Here is an 18491-nt window from a genome sequence, read left to right as displayed (position 1 = left end):
ATGCGGAGAAGAGATGCTACCGCCCTATTAAAAATTAACAACCTGTTACTTTTGACAGTTTTTTATATTTTTATTGAATTGCTTAGGTCGTTTTTTGATGATGTGGTTATATGCGTAAAAAATGTCGGATATGTCCGCTTGGATTTACGCAAGGTTTCAGGAGACGTGAGTCGGCGGAGCCGATATTCAGAAACATGGAGTCATTCGAATAAGTCTCCGGGTTCCTCAAGACTTGGAAAAGGTGACGGATTTATTTTTTTGAAGAGATAAAGTTTAGGGCGCAGATGCACGAGAAATGGCTGAGTGTTATGAAGGGGGCGACTCAATGAAGTCGCCCTTTGCACGTATTACTTTGGCTCAACATGATCCAGCGCCTGATTCACCGCCAGTTCCCCGAGCATCACCACTTGCGCGATACCCAGCGCGGTTTTGCGGTGGGATGCCGGCAGTATTGCGGCGAAGTTGTTGAGCATTTCGCTGGCGCAGCCGAGGGTTTCGCTGGCGTTGACCAGCAGGGATTCGGTGCTGTAGGCGGGGTTGGCGAAGTACATGCGGTCGGGTTCATTGGCCGTGGCCATGATGCGGGCGCCGGGGCAGAGGTAGTGGTCGAGGGCGCGTTCGGCGGCTTCGTTGAGTTTTTTGGGGTCGAGGGAATCGTAGGGGGAGGCCAGATCGGATTCTGGCGGATGAGGCGTTGATTTAGTCATTTGCTCGAAACCTGATTGGAGTGCCCCCGCTCTGGCTACTAATCAAAGTGGAGGCAACTGTACGCAGGTTAGTAGACCGGGGTTTCGAGCAAGCCGGCGCACCCGAGGGTGCCCTGCGCACAGTCGCCATCGAGTGCAGGAATTGAAATTCCTGACTGACAGATGCTTATGCACCAAGCTTGAAACCACAGGCTACTAAACCCGATCACTGCGAATCAGTGACCCGAATCAAGTTACCGACGGCCCTCCAGGCGCACAAGCCGGCGGATTCTGGCGTACCGGTAGGCAGCGACGCAAGACGTTGTAGGCTTCGGGAAGTTACGCCGGGCTGGTTTAAACATGACCGTTTAATGCAGGAGCTGCTACTGGCGCCATCGCTAGCAAGTCGAATCGACGCACCGCAGCTCCTACAGGTTATTTGTCGTGGTCAATGTCCAGTTTTGAGAACGTCACCTGCCCACCCTCGCTGGTGTACCCGGTGTTGTCCTGCACGTACACGCCCGCCTTGAAATACAGCGGCTTGTTGCGCCAGGTCGCGCTGATCTGCGAATCCCACTGATACCCCGCCGCACTGATACCCAGTGCACCACCGGGGCTCAGGTGAATCAGGTAATTGAACTCGCGATCGAGTTTGATTCCGGTCGCCAGGGTAATCACCCGGCTTTCGTCATCATCCGGATGCATCCGCACCTTGATCACCAGGTTGCCGGAGTCCAGGTTGCTCTTGTACTGATACTCAAGCTTCACCAGCGGTTTCTGACTTTCATACGCATGAATCTGCCCGATGACGATCTTGCCCGAGCTGGGCACCTTGTTGACCGAAAGGGTCGCGCGCAGCAGGTTGTCGGCGTCGGGGTAATACCAGTTGCGCAGCGTTCCATTGCTGTAGGTCTCGCGCAGTTCGGTGCGCGGGTAGATGGCGTTTTCGGTTTTCGAGCCGGTCACCGGGGACCAGAAGAACAGGGTGCCGGTGTCGGAATGGAAGTACTGATCCTTGAAGCCGTTCACCAGTTTGGAGGTTTCGACGGTGTAGGGCGGGCTGCCAACGGGAACGCTGAGGTTCCAGGTTGCGAGGTCGATCATGTCGGTTCTTCCACTCTATTTCTCTTGCACGCGCGTGCCAGAAGCTCTAGCCCGCGCCTCTTGGGGGCGGCCTTTATAAGCGTAGAGGGATTTTTTGTTAACGGCCGTCTGGCGGATGATTGGCGTCAACATCCTGTCGAAATGCCATGTTTCCCGGTTTTCGGGGGCTGCAGCGATGACCGTTAGTCGGCTACTCACCGGTTTGGTTAAATGATGGCCTGATGACAGCTACTGCTTTTTCGGATCCAGGACTAGAGTGAAGGCTCAGTAACTGTACGGTTTTCACGAGAACCGGCCGCGTCCCGATTGGATGTCCCGACAAGAGAAGCAGCATGGAATGCGCGCAACCCACGCCAGGTGAAGGCAGCTCAGTCCTTTTGATCGTTGATGATTACCCTGAAAATCTGATCAGCATGCGCGCGTTGCTGCAGCGCCAGGACTGGCAGGTCATGACCGCGGCTTCCGGCTTCGAAGCCCTCAGCCTGTTGCTCGAACACGACGTCGATCTGGTGCTGCTGGATGTACAGATGCCGGGCATGGACGGTTTCGAAGTCGCACGCCTGATGCGTGGCAGCCAGCGCACGCGGCTGACGCCGATCATATTCCTCACCGCCAACGAACAGTCCCAGGACGCCGTGATCAAGGGCTATGCCAGCGGTGCGGTGGATTACCTGTTCAAACCCTTCGACCCACAGATTCTAAAGCCCAAGGTCCAGGCGTTGCTGGAGCACCAGCGCAACCGCCGGGCGTTGCAGCGCCTGAGCCAGGATCTGGAATCGGCGCGGGCCTTCAATGCGTCGGTGCTGGATAACGCCGCCGAAGGCATTCTGGTGCTGGCCGAGGATGGTTTGATCCGTTTCGCCAACCCGGCGATTTCCCGGTTGCTCAATGCGCCGGTGAAGGAGCTGGAAGGGCAGGAGTTTCTCGATTTCCTGCAGAAACCGCACATTCCGCTGTGGGCCGATTCCGAGTTCTACGCCAGTTACAAACGCGGTGAGACGCTGCGTTTACACGACGCCTTGCTGCGCACCGCGCCGGGCCAGCAAGTGCCTGTGGCCCTGTCCTGCGCGCCGCTGCCGAGTGAACAGCACGCGATGGTGGTGACGGTGCTGGACATGTCGGTGGTGCGTCATCTGCATCAACAGCTCGAATTCCAGGCCGTCACCGATCCGCTGACCGGGTTGCTCAACCGCCGGGGTTTCTACCAGACCGTGGAAAACCTGCTGCTGCGCGGCGAACGCACGGACAGCAGTTGGGTGCTGATGTACCTCGATCTCGACGGCTTCAAAAGGGTTAACGATTCCCTCGGCCATGATGCCGGGGACCGAGTGTTGCGCTGGGTCTCCGAACAATTGAAAGCCTGCCTGCGGCCGTTCGATATTCTGGCCCGGATGGGCGGCGATGAGTTCACCGCGCTGCTGGATCTGGAGTTTCCCGAGCAGGCGGCGAAGATTGCCGAGAAACTCATCGAGCGGGTGTCGATCTGTCAGCAGATTGAAGGGCTGGATATCGCTCTGGGTGCGAGCATTGGCATCGCCACGTATCCGGACTGCGGCAACAACCTCGACGGCTTGATGCGTGCTTCGGACATCGCCATGTACGAAGCCAAGCGCGCCGGGCGTCAGCAATATCGCTTCTACGATCACGAAATGAACGGCCGCGCCCGCTCGCGGCTGATGCTGGAAGAGAGTGTGCGAACCGCTATCGAGAACCGTGATTTCAATCTGGTCTATCAACCGCAGGTGGCGGTGGGTGACGGCAGAATTCGCGGTTTCGAGGCGTTGCTGCGCTGGCAGCATCCGAGTGTCGGCGATGTGCCGCCGGGGCTGTTCCTGCCGTTGCTGGAAGAGGCGACGCTGATCAGCCGGCTCGGCAGCTGGATCTATCATCGCAGTGCCGGACAACGTAAGGCCTGGGAGGCTGAATTCTCCAAGGATCTGGTCATCGGCGTCAGCCTGAGCAACACCCAGTTCGGCCTGCCGAATCTGGTGACCGAATTGCGTCAGGTGCTGGAACGCCATGGATTGCAGCCACGCCAGATGGAAGTGGAAGTGACCGAAGAGGCGCTGACGGTCAATCCTGACGAGACCCGCAAGCAGCTGAAGTTGCTGCGCAATCTCGGGGTGCGGGTGGCGCTGGACGATTTCGGCTCCGGCTCCTGTTCGGTTTCGCATTTGCGGGATCTGGAGCTGGATACGCTCAAGCTCGATCGCCACTTGATCGCCCGATTGCCCCACTCGACCCGGGACGCTTCGCTGGTACGCAACGTCATTGCGCTGAGCAAGGAGTACGGGTTGCTGGTGATTGCCGAAGGCGTTGAAACCATCGAGCAATACCAATGGCTGCAAGCCCATGGTTGCGAATACGTGCAAGGATTCCTGGTGGCGCGGCCGTTGGTCGCCGAGGACGCCACGCGCTTTGCCGAGCCCTTCGACTGGAGCGCGCTGGCCGGTTGAATTCGCTACACTGGCGGCCTTTTCATGACCCGTGCCGCCCATGACTGCGTTGAAATACCTCCAGGCCTATCCCGCGCAATTGCAGGATCAGGTGCGCCAATTGATTGCCGAGGATCGCCTCGGTGATTACCTGAGCCAACGCTATCCGGGCCGCCACGATGTGCAGAGCGACAAAGCCTTGTACGGCTACGCGCTGGACCTGAAACAGGAATACCTGCGCAACGCCCCTGCCATCGACAAGGTCCTGTTCGACAACCGCCTCGACCTGACCCACCGCGCCCTCGGCCTGCACACCACGGTCTCGCGGGTGCAGGGCGGCAAGCTCAAGGCCAAGAAAGAGATTCGTATCGCCTCGCTGTTCAAGGAGGCCGCGCCTGAGTTTTTGAAGATGATCGTCGTGCACGAACTGGCGCACTTCAAGGAGTCGGATCACAACAAGGCGTTCTATAAATTATGTGAGCACATGCTGCCGGGCTATCACCAGATCGAGTTCGATCTGCGGGTGTACCTGACGTGGCGGGACATGCAATAAAAAATCAAAAAAACGGAGTGCATGCATGGACGTGAGCAAGACCAAGAGCAGTTTCTACCGGCGCTTGTACGTGGCGTACCTGATCGACAGCGGCCTGGCCAGCAGCGTGCCGGCGCTGACCGAGGTCACCGGCATGCCCCGGCGCACGGCGCAGGACACCATTGCGGCGCTGGCGGATCTGGACATTGTCTGCGAGTTCGAACAGGAAGAGGGCGCACGCAATCATGCGGGGCGCTATCGGATTCGCGAGTGGGGGGCGATTGACCGGGGGTGGATCGAGCGGAATTTGCGGCAGATAAAAGCGGTGCTTGAGTATCCCTAAGTCTTGCAGTGCTTTGGCTGGCGCCATCGCGAGCAGGCTCGCTCCCACAAAAGACACGATTCTTTCAGTCGGAATGCAATCAAATGTGGGAGCGAGCCTGCTCGCGATGGGGACTTCAGGAACGCCGCATCCCGATGTGCGGAATGTCATCCTCCAGATACTCCTCACCCGCCACGACAAACCCGTACCGACCGTAATACCCCTGCAAATGCGCCTGGGCCGACAGATAGATCGGCACTTCAGGCCAACGCTTCTCGGCCTGTTTCAGCGCCTGTTCCATCATTTGATGGCCCAACCCCTTGCCACGCCCGGCCGGCGCTGTCAGTACGCGGCCGATCACCACGTCGCCACCCTGGGATTCCGGGTCCAGCAGGCGCAGGTACGCCACCAACTGATCACCTTCCCAACCCATCAAATGGCAGGTGTCGCCGTCCAGATCCTGACCGTCCGGATCCAGATACGCGCAGCGCTGTTCGACCACGAACACCTCCGAGCGCAATTTCAAAATGGCGTACAACTGCTCCAGTCCCAGATCGCTGTGATGTTTGCAGACCCACTCGATTGTCATCTTCCGATTCCTTGAACTACGTCGCCCGATACTAAGCGCAGCGTCGAAATATGTCTGTATGGCTGAGAAATCTGTGACAAAGGCCAAAATGCCATCATTCCCTTCTGGCGGCATCGACATCTTTGTGTAATCTGCTGGGAAGCGCTGTGCAATGGCTTCAATGAGCTAATGTTAGGGCCTGGGATTCGCCGGTAAGGGGCCTTGGGGTTTTGACTGAAAACACGCCGGGCAGCCCGCCCGCTAAGGATTTTCAAGCATGCCGCGATTGCATCGAGCGTTCGCTTTGATCGGATTGCTGTTGCTGGCTCAAAGTGCTGCAGCGGAGAAACTGCGTCTGGTGTTCGACGTCTGGCCGCCCTTTACCGATGACACGCTGGTCAACGGTGGGCTGGCCACAGACATCGTCAGCACGGCCCTGGCCCGGGCCGGCTATGCCAGCGATTACGAACAGGTGCCGTGGGCGCGGGCGCTGCTCGGGGTTGGCGAGGGGCGTTACGACGTGCTGGTCAACGCCTGGTACAACGACGAGCGCAGGAAGCTGGGGCAGTTTTCTGACGAGTACCTGCTCAACCGCGTGCGTTTTCTCAAACGCAAAGACACGCCCATCGAATACAACAACCTGCAGGAACTGCACACCTATCCGATTGCGGTGGTGCGCGGTTATGCCTATTCGGCGTCGTTCGATGCCGACACCGCGTTGCAGAAAGTCCCTGTGCATAACTTCGCCATGGCCGTGCGCATGCTGGCGGCGGATCGGGTCAAGCTGACCCTGGAAGATGAATACGTCGCCCGTTATTACCTGGCCCGTGAATCACCGAAAGTGCGCAACGCGGTGGAATTTCTGCCCAAGCCGCTGAGCGAAAACAGCCTGCACATTCTGGTCAGCCTGAAGAACCCGGAGCACGAACAGATCGTGGCCGGGTTCGACAAGGCGATTGCATCGATGAAGGCAGATGGCAGCTATGACAAGCTGCTCAGGCAGCACGGGATGTAGCCTGAAAGATTTTTAGTGCACGAACTGGCCTCTTCGCGGGCTTGCTCCGGGTGGCGTTCCGACGAAGAGGCCTGTCCGGCCACCTCAATCCTCGGCGGTGTCCTTGATCAGATGCGCCGCCAGCGTGCGCAGCGGGCCGAGCTGACGGCAGATCAGCGCCAGCTGTGTCTGCACCAGTCGCTGGCCTTCATCGATTTCGTCCGGCATCTGCTCAAGCTCGTTGGCCAGCGCTTCTTCCTCATCGCTCTGGATCGCAATCGGCTGTTTGCTCGCCAGACCCTGGGCGATCTCGTCAATGCTGCTGGCCAGTTTCACCCCGGCCCCATCGATCAGGTGCTCACGCACGTCGGCCGGCAACTGGGTTTCCCGGTGCGCGCCAAGGCCCGACAGATAACTGAGCAGCGTGTGCGACAGCACCAGGAAGCGGAAGCCGACGTCGGCTTCCTTTCGGAAATGCCCCGGCTCCATCAGCATGTTCGCCAGCGTGGTCGACAGTGCCGCGTCGGCGTTGTGCGCGTTGCGTCGGGCGAGGCGATAGGCGAGGTCGTCGCTCTTGCCGGCAGCGTATTGCTGCATGATCTGGCGCAGGTAGATGCTGTTGCAGGTCAGGGTGTTGGCCAGCACTTTGTTCAGGCGCCGACCCTGCCAGTCCGGCAGGAACAGGATCACCGTCAGGCCTGCGATCAGGCTGCCGAGCAGGGTATCGAACAGGCGCGGCACGAACAGCCCGTAGCCGTCGCCGACCTGGTTGAAGCAGAACAGCACCATGATTGTGATCGCGGCGGTCGCTACGGTGTAGCGGGTGGTGCGGTTGGTAAAGAACACCACGCCGGCGGCGATGGCGAAGCACGACTGCACCAGCGGGCTCGGGAACAGATCGAACAACGCCCAGGCGATGGTCAGGCCGATGGCGGTGCCGAGAATCCGCTGGCCGAGTTTGCGCCGGGTGGCGCCGTAGTTCGGCTGGCAGACGAACAGCGTGGTGAGGATGATCCAGTAACCCTGCGACGGGTGAATCAGATGCACCATGCCGTAACCGATGCTCAGCGCCAGCGGCAGGCGCAGGGCATGGCGAAACAGCAATGACGTTGGCGTCAGCTGGGTGCGCAGACGAGTCAGGACATCCTTGAAGTTGCGTGGCGAGCGGTCGAGCAGGCTGCTGTCGGTGGCATCGGCCAATGCGTCGGGGTTGCTGGCATCGCTGAGCAAACGGTCGAGGGTGCCGAGGTTGGCCGCCAGCGCCCGCAGCGAACGCAGCAACCCGCGCCAGGCCGGGTTGCTCTGGATGCGCAGGTGTTCGAGGGAGGCGTGCAGGTCGCTCAGGGCCTCGGCGAAACTCGCGTCGTAGATGAACGGCTGGCGCATCTGGATCGATTCGGCCAGCGCCCGGCAGGCCTTGCCTTGCTGGCGCAGCAGGCGTTGGCAGCGGAACAGCACGTCGCTGTGGAAAAACGCATCGGCCAGGGCGTTGTAAGGGTAGTGCGAAGAACTGGCGCGTTCGTGGATGTCTTGCGCCAGGAAGTACAGCTTCAGGTAGCGGCTGACTTTCGAGCCGGGGCGCCCGTTGCCGACCCGATGGAGAATGATTTCCTTGGCGCTGTTCAGTGCCGCCACGACGCGGCCGTTTTGTTGGGCCAGTTCCAGTCGACGCGCTTCGACGTCCAGCTGACGGATCGGCTCGAACAGCGAGGCTTTGAGCTTCAGGTAATAACCCAGCTCACGGAACAGCCGCGCCAGGCTCTGCTGCACCGGTTGATTGGAAAACATCGCCTGCCACAACACTGACAGCAAGCCGTACCACGCGGCGCCGGCCACCAGCAGCATCGGTTCGTGCCAGAAATCCGTGACCGCGCCACCGCGCTGGTCCACGCCGATCATGGTGTAGACGGAGAGAATCAGGGTTGCCGAGGCAATCGCGCCATAACGCTCGCCAAGCGCACCGAGCATGGTCAGCCCGAAACTGGCCAGTGCCAGGGCGATGACGAAAACGATGGGGTAGGGGAACAGCAATTCCACCGACAGCGCTGCAACACTGAAACACACCAGCGTCACCGCCAGTGCGTTGAGGCGGCCCTGCCAACTGTCGTCGGTCTCGGCCAGGGCGCTGGCGATGATCCCGAGGAACAGCGGAATCAGCAGCCCCATTTCATCCTGATACCAACACAGCGCCATGCTGCCGGTCAGGGCGATGAACACCCGCACGCTGTAGCTGAATTTATCCAGCGCCCACAGGCGCCGCAAAGACTGACGAAACGAGGTCGAGGACATGAAGTGCGAAGGCCTTCCGAGGCGATGCCGCTAAATTGAGCCAGTAATGACGCCGACGCAATGGCGCCGATCACATCTGGCAGCAAAAAGTGTTCCCTACAGCTTCACCGATAACAAATGTGGGAGCAGGCTCGGTCCCACAGTTTGATATTCGTCAGACGTATTGCGCGGCTGCGTAACCCGAGGCCCAGGCCCACTGGAAGTTGAAACCGCCCAGATGCCCGGTGACGTCGAGCACTTCGCCGACGAAGTAGAGGCCCGGGCTTTTCAGCGACTCCATGGTCTTGGACGACACTTCGCGGGTGTCGACGCCACCAAGGGTGACTTCGGCGGTGCGGTAGCCTTCGGTGCCGGCCGGCACGACTTTCCAGCTGCCGAGCTTCTCGGCGATGTCTGCCAGTTCGGCGTGGGTGTACTGCTTCATCGGTTTGGAGACGAACCAGTTGTCCGCCAGCAGGTTGGCCATCTTCTTGGTGAAGATTTCGCCGAGCAGGGTTTTCAGTTCGCTGTTCGGACGCTCGGCAGTTTGCTGTTGCAGCCAGCTCGCGGCGTCGTGATCGGGCAGCAGGTTGATTTCGACCGTGTCGCCCGGCTCCCAGAACGAGGAAATCTGCAGAATCGCCGGGCCGCTGAGACCGCGGTGAGTGAACAGGATGTTCTCGCGAAAGCTCTGATCGTTGCAGCTCACCAGACAGTCCACCGATGTACCCGACAGTTCGGTGCATAAATCCTTGAGCTGATCGGTGATGGTGAACGGCACCAGGCCGGCGCGGGTCGGCAGCAGGTCGTGGCCGAATTGCTTGGCGACCTGGTAACCGAAACCGGTCGCGCCCAGCGTCGGGATCGACAGACCGCCGGTGGCGATCACTAGCGACTGGCACTGGATCTGGCCGAGGGTGGTGTCGAGCAGGTAACCGCCCTCGACCTTTTCGATGGTCTGGATCGAAGTGTCCAGGTGCAGGTTGACGCCGACCTGATCGCACTCGTCCAGCAGCATGCCGAGGATGTCGCTGGATTTGTTATCGCAGAACAACTGGCCGAGTTTTTTCTCGTGATACGGCACGCCGTGTTTGGCGACCATGCCGATGAAATCCCACTGGGTGTAGCGGGCCAGTGCGGATTTGCAGAAGTGCGGATTCTGCGAGAGGAAATTGCTCGGCTCGGTGTACAGGTTGGTGAAGTTGCAGCGCCCACCGCCGGACATCAGGATTTTCTTGCCGGCCTTGTTCGCGTGGTCGAGCAGCATCACCTGACGCCCGCGCCCGGCGGCGGTCAGTGCACACATCAACCCTGCGGCGCCAGCGCCAATGATCACGACTTCGGTAGAGCGCAAAACGGTGTCCTCACACAAAATTCAAATTCACCGGAAACCAATGTGGGAGCGAGCCTGCTCGCGATGGCGGTGTGTCAGTCACAAAGATATCAACTGACAGATTGCAATCGCGAGCAGGCTCGCTCCCACAGGGGCGTGCGTTGTTCTTACAAGACCCGAACGCGCAGCGAGCGACCCTTGATCTTGCCGTTGTTCAAACGCTGCAGCGCCTGCATGACCACGGTGCGTTCAACGGCCACATAGGACTGGAAGTCGAAGATCGCGATCTTGCCGACCTGGGCGCCCGGAATGCCGGCTTCGCCTGTCAGTGCGCCGAGAATGTCGCCCGGACGCACCTTGTCCTTGCGCCCGCCAGCGATGCACAGCGTGCTCATCGGCGGTTGCAGCGGGGCACCGCCCTGGGACTTGAGGTTGTCCACCTGATCCCAGTTCAGCGGGGTTTTCTGCAGTTGTTCGATGGCCTGGGCGCGGTGCGCTTCGGACGGCGCCACCAGGCTGACCGCGATGCCTTTCTCGCCGGCACGACCGGTACGGCCGACGCGGTGAATGTGGATTTCCGAGTCGCGGGCCAGTTCGACGTTGATCACCATGTCCAGCGAGTCGATGTCCAGGCCGCGTGCGGCAACGTCAGTGGCAACCAGTACCGAAGTGCTGCGGTTGGCGAACATCGCCAGTACCTGGTCGCGGTCACGCTGTTCAAGATCGCCGTGCAGGCCGACGGCGGAAATGCCCTTGGAGGTCAGGTGATCGACGGTTTCCTGCACTTGCTGCTTGGTGAAGCAGAAGGCCACGGTGGAGGCCGGGCGGAAGTGGTGCAGGACCTTGGTCACCGCACTCATGCGCTCTTCCGGGGAAATTTCGTAGAAGCGCTGTTCGATCTGGGTGTCGTCGTGGAACGCTTCGGCTTTCACCGTTTGCGGATCGCGCATGAACTTCGACGCCAGTTGCTTGATGCCCACCGGGTAGGTCGCCGAGAACAGCAGGGTCTGACGACGGGCCGGGGTCTGCTCGATGATGTCTTCGATGGCGTCGTAGAAACCCATGTCGAGCATGCGGTCGGCTTCGTCGAGGATCAGCGTGTTCAGGCCGTCGAGGACCAGCGAACCCTTGCGCAGGTGCTGCTGGATACGCCCCGGGGTGCCGACGATGATGTGCGCGCCGTGCTCCAGCGAGGCGATCTGCGGGCCGAACGACACGCCACCGCACAGGGTCAGGACCTTGATGTTGTCTTCGGCGCGGGCCAGGCGACGGATTTCCTTGGCGACCTGGTCGGCCAGCTCGCGGGTCGGGCAGATGACCAGCGCCTGGCAACCGAAGTAGCGCGGATTGATCGGGTTCAGCAGGCCGATGCCGAACGCGGCAGTCTTGCCGCTGCCGGTCTTGGCCTGGGCGATCAGGTCCATCCCCTTGAGGATCACCGGCAAGCTCTGCGCCTGAATCGGCGTCATCTGGGCATAACCGAGGGAGTCGAGGTTAGCCAGCATGGCGGCGGACAGCGGCAAAGTATTAAAAGCGGTGGCGATGGTGGTCACGGGACTGGCCTGCAAAACAAAATGTCGCGCAGTGTAGCAGCCCCGTGCCACTTTCCTCGAAAGTTCTGGACGAACAGCGATTAATGTTCGATGTGTTCGTCCGGATGTTCATCGCGACGTTTGACGCGCCGGCCGTCCTCTTTCGAGAGTTGCGAGAAGATCGTCGCGGCCAGCATGGCCATGACACCCACCGTCACGAATGTCAGCTGGAATGCGCCCAGCACGGTTTCCACGCCATCATGACCGATTTCCGCCGTGAAGCCGCCGAGCAAGGCACCGGCGCAGGCCACCCCGAGACTCAGCGACAGCTGTGCGACCACCGACAGCAGACTGTTGCCGCTGCTGGCGCTGGCATCGTCGAGATCGATCAGGGTCACGGTGTTCATCGCGGTGAATTGCAGCGAGTTGATCGCGCCGAGAATCGCCAGCAGGCACAACAACAGCCAATACGGTGTCTGCTCGCTGACCAGGCCCATGCTCGCCAGCATGATCCCCAACGCCAGCGTGTTGCCGGTGAGTACGATGCGATAACCGAGGCGTTCGATCAGCGGTCGCGCCATCCACTTGGCAAACATCGCGGCCGCCGCCAGCGGCAGCATGCTCATCCCGGCCTGCGACGGTGAATAGCCCAGCGCCACCTGCAGCAGCAGCGGCACCAGAAACGGCAACGCGCCGCTGCCCAGGCGGGCGAACAGGTTGCCGATGATTCCGACCGCAAACGTCCGTGTCTTGAACAGCGAAGGTGCGAACAGCGGATTCTCGATACGTCCGGCACGCAACCAGTACGCCGCCAGACACGCCATGCCACCGAACAGCAGCAACATCACGCGCAATTGCGGCAGGTGCAATTCGCCAAGCCCTTCCATGGCGATGGTGATCAGAATCATCGCCGCGCCGAACAGCAGGAAACCGAGGCTATCGAAGCGTGTGCGCTCGCTTCCGCGCAGGTCGGGAATGAACTTCCACACCGCATAGCAGCCGATGACGCCGACCGGCAGGTTGATCAGAAAAATCCAGTGCCATGTCAGGTACTGCACCATCCAGCCGCCCATGGTCGGGCCGATCAGCGGACCGAGCAGGCCGGGAATGGTGATGAAGCCCATGATTCGTACGAGTTCGGAACGCGGGTAGGCGCGCAGCACCACCAGGCGTCCGACCGGCAGCATCAGCGCACCACCGAGGCCCTGGATGACCCGGGCGCCGACCAGCATGGTCAGGCTGCTCGACAGGGCGCAGAGCAGCGAGCCGATGCTGAACAGCAGGATCGCGCCGAAGAAGATCTTCTTGGTGCCGAAGCGGTCGGCGATCCAGCCCGATGCCGGAATCAACAAAGCCACGGTGAGCATGTAGGCGATGACCACACCCTGCATTCGCAGTGGGTCTTCGGCCAGATCCCGAGCCATGGCTGGCAGGGCAGTGTTGAGGATGGTCCCGTCGAGGGACTGCATGAAGAAAGCGATGGCGACGACCCATGGCAACCAGCGGGCGGTGATGGCGTCGAGAGGCGGGCGGTTGGGCATGGAACCTCTTGTGGTGTGGGGCAGTGAGTGATCGTTCCCGCGCAAGGCGCGGGAACGATTTGTATCAGAGGGTCAGGGTCAAACGGCTCACCAGCGCCCCCGGCAACAGCGCCGAGGAGGTATTGCGCTGGCTGTAGGTGCTCGCCGACAGCAACAACTCACGCTCGGCGGTCAACGCTTCCAGCTGCGAACCCAGCAGACTGTAGGCGCTGTCGTCGAAACGCATGGTGCTGACCGGCGCCTGAATCTCGCCATTCTCGACCCAGAACGTGGCAAACCGGGTCATGCCGGTCAGTCGCGCCGCCGGTTGATCGGAGAAGTTCAGGTACCACAGGTTGCTGATGTACAAGCCGGTGCCCAATTGTTTGAGGATTTCGGCCTGCGGCAGATCACCGGCGCCCATGTTCAGTGCGCTCGGCGATTCGCCGCCACCGGCACCGTTGGCCGCCAAACCGTATTCGGCAGCACTGCGCGAACCCACCAGTTGCTCGCCGGCCTTGCCTTCGATGATCAACCGCAGGTCACTGCGCGGGTAACCTTCACCGGAGAACGCCGGGCTCAGCGAGCCGCTGATTTTTTCGTCGAGGGACACCAGCGGACTGAACGCTTGATCGCCGGCATACAGTTTCTGCAACGGGCTGCTCTTGCTGGCAATCGACTGGGCGGAGAATCCGCCCCAGCACAACATGCCCATGATTTCTTCCAGCGCTGCCGGCGCCAGATAGGCTCGGTATTGGCCCGGTGGCAAGGTGCGCAACGGTCGACCGAGCAATTCGAGCTGCTCGCGGGCCTGCTGGAAACGTCTGGCGAAACCTTCGCTGCTCCACTCGTGCCCGGCGTAGCTGGCTTTTACCGCTTCGCCGTTCTCGTGGAACAGGCTGAAGTCGAAATTGAAACTGTTGGCCTGATGCCAGCCGAACGCCCCTGAAGAACTGGCGAAGCCACGACTGATCGGACCTGCGGCATAGAAACCGACCAGATCCAGACCTTCGGCAGCCTGAGCGATTTCAGCGACAACCTGCTCGGTGTCCGGCAGCGGATGTTCCTGCACGTTCTGGCTCTGCCAGCCGTTGTGGTTGAGCAGCAGATACGGATCCTGCGGCAGCAGCGGCAGGGTTTCGCGCAGTTGTTGCAGGCCTTCGGCGAGACGTTGCAGGTCGGTCGATTGCTCGCCGGACAGGGTGATGTGCAAGTCGGCATGTCGCCCGTCGTCAATCAGTTTCAGACCGATACCGGCTTGTTGCACTTGCCCGGCCTGACGCACCTTGGCGTGGTTGAAGCGTACGAAGGCCGACGATTCGGCGTCGTAACTCAGGGTGAACTGTTCCGGCTCGCGCACGGCATCGCGCAGCCAGTTGACCAGAACCTTGAAGGCCTCGACCTGGCTCTTGGAAATACTCATCAGGCGTCTCCCCCAAACACATCAACATTGCTGAACACGCAGGCCGGTGAAGCGTGGCCGACGCGGATCACCTGGTTCGGTTCGCCCTTGCCGCAGTTCGGGGTGCCCAGCACCCTGGTGGTACCGGCGTTGCCGACCGCGCGCAGGCTCTTCCAGAAGTGCGCGGAAATGCCCCGGTAGTTGGGGTTTTTGACCACGCCCTTGAGTTCGCCGTTTTCAATCAGTTGGCCCCACTCGCAGCCGAACTGGAATTTATTCCGCGCGTCGTCGATCGACCACGAACGGTTGGTGCTCATCAGGATGCCGTTTTCGATGCCGCCGATCAGTTGCTCCAGCGACTGGTCTCCCGGCTCGATGTTGAGGTTGGCCATGCGGTCGATCGGTGGTCGGTTCCAGCCGCAGGCGCGGCTGTTCGCAACGCCGTCCAGGCCCGCGCGGAACTGCGACAGCGCACCGCCCAACGGACGGACCAGCAGACCTTCGCGAATCAGGAATTGCTTGCTCGCCGCTGTGCCGTCGTCATCGTGGCCGTAACTCGCCAGTTCTTCGGGAATGTCCGGATCGAAGGTCACGTTGAGCAGTTTCGAGCCGTATTGCAGGCTTCCGAAATCCGAGGCTTTGACGAAACTGGTGCCGGCGTAATTGCGCTCGTCACCGAGGATACGGTCGAGCTCCAGCGGGTGGCCGATGGATTCGTGGATCTGCAGCATCATCTGGTCGGGCATCAGCAGCAGATCGCGCGGACCTTGCGGCGTATTGGGCGCGAGCAGCAATTGCAGTGCCTGATCGGCGATTTGCGGGCCGGCGCCGATCAGGCCGCAGCGGCTGATCACGTCGGCGCCGCCTTGCTGGCCGAAGTTCTCGCGGCCGAGGCTGCGGGTCTGGCTGTCGCTGCCGTCGTAGGCGGTGACGTCCAGGCTCGGGTAGACGAAGCGCTGGGCCTGGCGCAATTGGGCCCCGGCGCTGCTCAGGTAGATCTGTTCGACGTGGGTAATGCCGATGCTCACTTCCCAATTCACCAGGCGCTCATCCCTTGGCACCGAGGCGGATTCCGCGCCGAGCAGCTCGAAGCATTCGCTCAGGGACGGGAAGGGTTGTTCGAGATTGGGTGAAAAGTAGTCGGCGCGGTCGCTGGAGACCGGCTGCCGGCTCAGGTCGAGCAGGGCGTGGGGCTTGATCCGTCGGGCCTGCTGTTCGGCGCGCTCGAGGGCGGCTTGCAGGCCTTGTTGCGACAGGTCATTGGTCGCGGCGTAGGCTTCGACGCCATTGACGCGGACGGTGAGCATCGCGCCCTCGTCGCGGCTCAGGCTCGGCGGTTCGGCGACATTCTTGCGCACCGACAGGTACTGGCCGGACTCGCGTACATACCGCAAGGAAAAAAACTCGGCGCCCGTGCGCAAGGCAGCGAAGCGCTGCTTGAGCTGGGGGTGGAAATCGAACATCAGGGAACCTCCTTGTTATGGGAGTAGCGGCGCAGCGGATTCGGCGGGAGGGGATGAAGCAATCAGACGAGGACTAGAGTAGGCCTGCGCGGGGGGGAGTATCAAGGGTGGCGCCCGGGAGGGAAAACTATTCTGTGAGTGGCAGTCATCCCGTCAGGCAAAAGGGGCGTGCTTGAGCAAGTGTGTCCAAGGGCCCCTGGCCGGTTCTGCGGTAAAACTTCAGTTATTCAAATAGGCGAATGCAAGTACGTAAATCAGCAGGCTGGCAAAGAAACCCGGCAGAATTTTTCGGGTTCTGGCCACTACGGCAAATGTTCCGACCAAGAGCAGCAGTTTCAGTGCGTCCAGAATCTGAAACTGTTGCACCAGGCTCGGACCGTCGAGCCTGGCAAATGCCGTGTCATAAATGATCACTCCCAACATCGCCTGGGCGCTGTAGCTGACGAAGCGGTAAAAAGAACCGTCGGTGCGCGCCAGCGCCGTGGTGTTTTTGAAAGCAAACGGTAATGCACGAAATGCAAAAGCCGTGATTGCGGCAAAGCCGATCAGCATCCAGAGAGTCATTGCGAAGCCGTTCCTTGGCGAATACGGATATTTTCAATCATTACGAGCATGCCGCCGATCACAAAGGGCGTAATCAGCAAGCTGTAGTCCTTGAAAAGCAACACCAGCAAAGGGGCACCGATGAAGCCCAGCCAGTAGCTGGAGACCTCCATGTAGTGCGGCCAGTGTTTGCCGGCCAGCGCAGTGAACTGAAGTGGCAAGAGCATCGTCATGGCGGCTGCAACGGTCGGTGACGCAAAATCTGCGCCGGCGATAAAGCCGACGTACGTGCAGATGATCGACAAGGCGAAGATGGGTGCGCCTACGCCAACAAAATACGCGAACGGGAAACTCGTCTTGTGCTTGAAGCGCGTTATGCAGGCCGTGAAGATCGAGGGTGTCAGCAGTATCAATGACGCGAGAGTCTTACGCGTCGACGTCTGCTTGAGGTACGGTGCCAACGTCGCTGAAAGCAAAACGAATCGGGCGTTGAGTGCCAGAATGATCGGGAGCAGTAACCATCCGTCGTTGTAGTTTTGTATGAGTAGAAACTGTAACGGTGTCGAAAAAATCAACAGGGTCGTTGCCATCGTCTGACTCAATGTCAGCGCTTGAGCAGCGCCCACCATTCCGATTGATAAATACAGAAAAATGAACGCGATGCCGAAGGTGATAGCGTCGCGACCTCCCGCCTTTAGTGTCTGCGCGAAGGTCGAGTCGGATGACGACTGGCAGCCCTTCATCAAGCCGCTCCTCGGACTGCGTGCTTTTCGTCCAGCGAGTAATACTGCTTGCGAGGCCCTTTGCTGCGAAACAACAAGCGTGGCGTAGTGGTCAACGTCGAAGTTGCGGCTTGCGAGCGAACCTCATCGGCGCTGATATTCAGAGTGGGGCGAGCATGCAATATCTTGTTATTGGCAACGATCAGGAACGTGCCGGTCTGCGCTGTGGAGACATTGCACTTGGCATTGGGTAGCCCTGCGCGGATCTTGTCCAACACCTCTTGACCGCCGTTGAGTGCACGCATTCGCTCGCCGCTGTGAATGTCGATACGGAAATCAAGTGAAAACCGGTAGCCATACAGTTCACTGTATTCAACGACATTTCGAACGCGCTCTTTCGAGCCGCTGACGTTTTTACCTGAAATGAAAATCGCCTGCATGCCAAGTAAGGTTTGAATTTCTTCATCATCAAGTGATAACAGCAAGTCGGCTGGAAAGTAATAGGCGGTCGGCGTGCGAGTCGTGTCCCGACACACCGTGAGTGCAAGATAGTCAACGTCCAGGCTTTCATACAAGTCATCTGAATGCGGAGTGATGTCACCGTAACCATTACCCCATTCCCGATACTTTTCAGCGGAGGGTTTCATGTACAACGCTTTATGGTCTTCGTATTCGTACTTGATATCAGTCAAGTGGAACAGGTCGGCCAGCGCCTCATGGACGGTGAGGGCCAATGCAGGGCAGTCAATGCTGAAAATATTTCTGATACACACCGCGGCAATGCCTTTGTGGGTGCCGACCTGGTCAAAGTAGAGGGTGTCTTCTGGGTGGAGATAATTAATGAATAAATTTGTAAGTTGTATTTTTAGGGTGTGCAGGTTTTGATTCTTGTTCTTTTGCCACCACGACTCGATAACGCCGCTTAAATAGCCGAAGTCCAACGTGATGGTTTTTTCTTTAGATAATGCATGCCGAAAGAAGCTGGCGGACATATTCTCATTTGCGTAGTTGAATGGCATTGTTCTTCCTTGGTTCGTACTTTGGAGGCGCGCATTCTAGTGTGTTTG

Annotated in this window: 16 protein-coding genes; 4 read left to right on the top strand and 12 right to left on the bottom strand. The window is 59.7% G+C overall.

The annotated features are described in order from the left end of the window. Positions 1 to 347: 347 nt before the first annotated feature. On the bottom strand, positions 348 to 707 hold the full coding sequence (locus J5M72_RS00820) for a hypothetical protein (RefSeq protein ID WP_207863763.1): 360 nt from the start codon (positions 705 to 707) through the stop codon (positions 348 to 350). 414 nt (positions 708 to 1121) lie between these two features. Then, entirely contained in the window at positions 1122 to 1790 is a 669-nt protein-coding gene (locus J5M72_RS00815; protein ID WP_207863762.1) for a polysaccharide lyase family 7 protein, read from the bottom strand. A 332-nt stretch (positions 1791 to 2122) separates the two neighbouring features. On the opposite strand from J5M72_RS00815, the gene J5M72_RS00810 reads away from it, so the two are divergent. Genes J5M72_RS00810 through J5M72_RS00800 form a run of 3 tightly spaced genes read left to right on the top strand, consistent with a single transcriptional unit; the run spans position 2123 to position 5100 of the window. Continuing rightward, the gene (locus J5M72_RS00810; RefSeq protein WP_169432253.1) at positions 2123 to 4246 is read left to right on the top strand and encodes an EAL domain-containing protein; all 2124 of its coding nucleotides are present in this window, start codon (positions 2123 to 2125) and stop codon (positions 4244 to 4246) included. 40 nt (positions 4247 to 4286) lie between these two features. Further along, positions 4287 to 4778, top strand: coding sequence for a M48 family metallopeptidase (locus J5M72_RS00805; RefSeq protein ID WP_114886018.1), 492 nt, complete (start codon positions 4287 to 4289; stop codon positions 4776 to 4778). A 25-nt stretch (positions 4779 to 4803) separates the two neighbouring features. Further along, complete coding sequence (locus J5M72_RS00800) at positions 4804 to 5100, top strand: winged helix-turn-helix domain-containing protein (RefSeq protein ID WP_007894945.1); 297 nt, start codon at positions 4804 to 4806, stop codon at positions 5098 to 5100. Between the two features lie 115 nt (positions 5101 to 5215). Here the strand turns inward: J5M72_RS00800 and J5M72_RS00795 are convergent, their stop codons facing one another. Next, positions 5216 to 5668, bottom strand: a complete 453-nt coding sequence (locus J5M72_RS00795) for a GNAT family N-acetyltransferase (RefSeq protein ID WP_169432252.1) — start codon at positions 5666 to 5668, stop codon at positions 5216 to 5218. Positions 5669 to 5924: 256 nt separating this feature from the next. On the opposite strand from J5M72_RS00795, the gene J5M72_RS00790 reads away from it, so the two are divergent. Further along, entirely contained in the window at positions 5925 to 6662 is a 738-nt protein-coding gene (locus J5M72_RS00790; RefSeq protein WP_207863761.1) for a transporter substrate-binding domain-containing protein, read from the top strand. Between the two features lie 84 nt (positions 6663 to 6746). Here the strand turns inward: J5M72_RS00790 and yccS are convergent, their stop codons facing one another. From yccS to J5M72_RS00745, 9 genes are all read right to left on the bottom strand, one after another. Beyond that, positions 6747 to 8930 (bottom strand): YccS family putative transporter, encoded by a 2184-nt coding sequence (gene yccS / locus J5M72_RS00785; protein WP_207863760.1) that lies wholly within the window; start codon positions 8928 to 8930, stop codon positions 6747 to 6749. 154 nt (positions 8931 to 9084) lie between these two features. After that, positions 9085 to 10263, bottom strand: coding sequence for an NAD(P)/FAD-dependent oxidoreductase (locus tag J5M72_RS00780; protein WP_169432249.1), 1179 nt, complete (start codon positions 10261 to 10263; stop codon positions 9085 to 9087). 146 nt (positions 10264 to 10409) lie between these two features. Beyond that, positions 10410 to 11795 (bottom strand): ATP-dependent RNA helicase DbpA, encoded by a 1386-nt coding sequence (gene dbpA, locus J5M72_RS00775; protein ID WP_085688634.1) that lies wholly within the window; start codon positions 11793 to 11795, stop codon positions 10410 to 10412. Positions 11796 to 11875: 80 nt separating this feature from the next. Continuing rightward, a complete protein-coding gene (gene mdtD / locus J5M72_RS00770) occupies positions 11876 to 13315 on the bottom strand; it encodes a multidrug transporter subunit MdtD (protein WP_207863759.1) in 1440 nt (479 codons plus the stop codon). Between the two features lie 64 nt (positions 13316 to 13379). Continuing rightward, positions 13380 to 14717 (bottom strand): TldD/PmbA family protein, encoded by a 1338-nt coding sequence (locus J5M72_RS00765; RefSeq protein WP_207863758.1) that lies wholly within the window; start codon positions 14715 to 14717, stop codon positions 13380 to 13382. Continuing rightward, positions 14717 to 16159: a TldD/PmbA family protein gene (locus tag J5M72_RS00760; RefSeq protein WP_169432246.1), complete on the bottom strand. Its 1443-nt coding sequence runs from the start codon at positions 16157 to 16159 to the stop codon at positions 14717 to 14719. The genes J5M72_RS00765 and J5M72_RS00760 overlap by 1 nt, the downstream gene beginning before the upstream one ends. 219 nt (positions 16160 to 16378) lie before the next feature. Then, positions 16379 to 16723: an AzlD domain-containing protein gene (locus J5M72_RS00755; protein ID WP_108184045.1), complete on the bottom strand. Its 345-nt coding sequence runs from the start codon at positions 16721 to 16723 to the stop codon at positions 16379 to 16381. Then, the gene (locus tag J5M72_RS00750) at positions 16720 to 17445 is read right to left on the bottom strand and encodes an AzlC family ABC transporter permease (RefSeq protein ID WP_108184044.1); all 726 of its coding nucleotides are present in this window, start codon (positions 17443 to 17445) and stop codon (positions 16720 to 16722) included. The genes J5M72_RS00755 and J5M72_RS00750 overlap by 4 nt, the downstream gene beginning before the upstream one ends. Further along, on the bottom strand, positions 17445 to 18443 hold the full coding sequence (locus J5M72_RS00745; RefSeq protein WP_207863757.1) for a hypothetical protein: 999 nt from the start codon (positions 18441 to 18443) through the stop codon (positions 17445 to 17447). The genes J5M72_RS00750 and J5M72_RS00745 overlap by 1 nt, the downstream gene beginning before the upstream one ends. Positions 18444 to 18491: the final 48 nt, after the last annotated feature.

The organism is Pseudomonas sp. 58(2021) (assembly GCF_017491585.1).
Taxonomy (GTDB): domain Bacteria; phylum Pseudomonadota; class Gammaproteobacteria; order Pseudomonadales; family Pseudomonadaceae; genus Aquipseudomonas; species Aquipseudomonas fluorescens_BT.
The sequence above is the reverse complement of the archived record's forward strand: the minus strand, read 5'-3'. Positions and strand labels throughout refer to the sequence as shown.

What these genes read in the sequence shown, in the direction of transcription:
- yccS (WP_207863760.1), bottom strand. Translation starts at nt 8,930, where the DNA reads ATGTCCTCGACCTCGTTTCGTCAGTCTTTGCGGCGCCTGTGGGCGCTG.
- J5M72_RS00810 (WP_169432253.1), top strand. Translation starts at nt 2,123, where the DNA reads ATGGAATGCGCGCAACCCACGCCAGGTGAAGGCAGCTCAGTCCTTTTG.
- J5M72_RS00815 (WP_207863762.1), bottom strand. Translation starts at nt 1,790, where the DNA reads ATGATCGACCTCGCAACCTGGAACCTCAGCGTTCCCGTTGGCAGCCCG.
- J5M72_RS00820 (WP_207863763.1), bottom strand. Translation starts at nt 707, where the DNA reads ATGACTAAATCAACGCCTCATCCGCCAGAATCCGATCTGGCCTCCCCC.
- J5M72_RS00795 (WP_169432252.1), bottom strand. Translation starts at nt 5,668, where the DNA reads ATGACAATCGAGTGGGTCTGCAAACATCACAGCGATCTGGGACTGGAG.
- J5M72_RS00800 (WP_007894945.1), top strand. Translation starts at nt 4,804, where the DNA reads ATGGACGTGAGCAAGACCAAGAGCAGTTTCTACCGGCGCTTGTACGTG.
- J5M72_RS00765 (WP_207863758.1), bottom strand. Translation starts at nt 14,717, where the DNA reads ATGAGTATTTCCAAGAGCCAGGTCGAGGCCTTCAAGGTTCTGGTCAAC.
- mdtD (WP_207863759.1), bottom strand. Translation starts at nt 13,315, where the DNA reads ATGCCCAACCGCCCGCCTCTCGACGCCATCACCGCCCGCTGGTTGCCA.
- J5M72_RS00805 (WP_114886018.1), top strand. Translation starts at nt 4,287, where the DNA reads ATGACTGCGTTGAAATACCTCCAGGCCTATCCCGCGCAATTGCAGGAT.
- J5M72_RS00760 (WP_169432246.1), bottom strand. Translation starts at nt 16,159, where the DNA reads ATGTTCGATTTCCACCCCCAGCTCAAGCAGCGCTTCGCTGCCTTGCGC.
- J5M72_RS00755 (WP_108184045.1), bottom strand. Translation starts at nt 16,723, where the DNA reads ATGACTCTCTGGATGCTGATCGGCTTTGCCGCAATCACGGCTTTTGCA.
- J5M72_RS00750 (WP_108184044.1), bottom strand. Translation starts at nt 17,445, where the DNA reads ATGAAGGGCTGCCAGTCGTCATCCGACTCGACCTTCGCGCAGACACTA.
- J5M72_RS00790 (WP_207863761.1), top strand. Translation starts at nt 5,925, where the DNA reads ATGCCGCGATTGCATCGAGCGTTCGCTTTGATCGGATTGCTGTTGCTG.
- J5M72_RS00745 (WP_207863757.1), bottom strand. Translation starts at nt 18,443, where the DNA reads ATGCCATTCAACTACGCAAATGAGAATATGTCCGCCAGCTTCTTTCGG.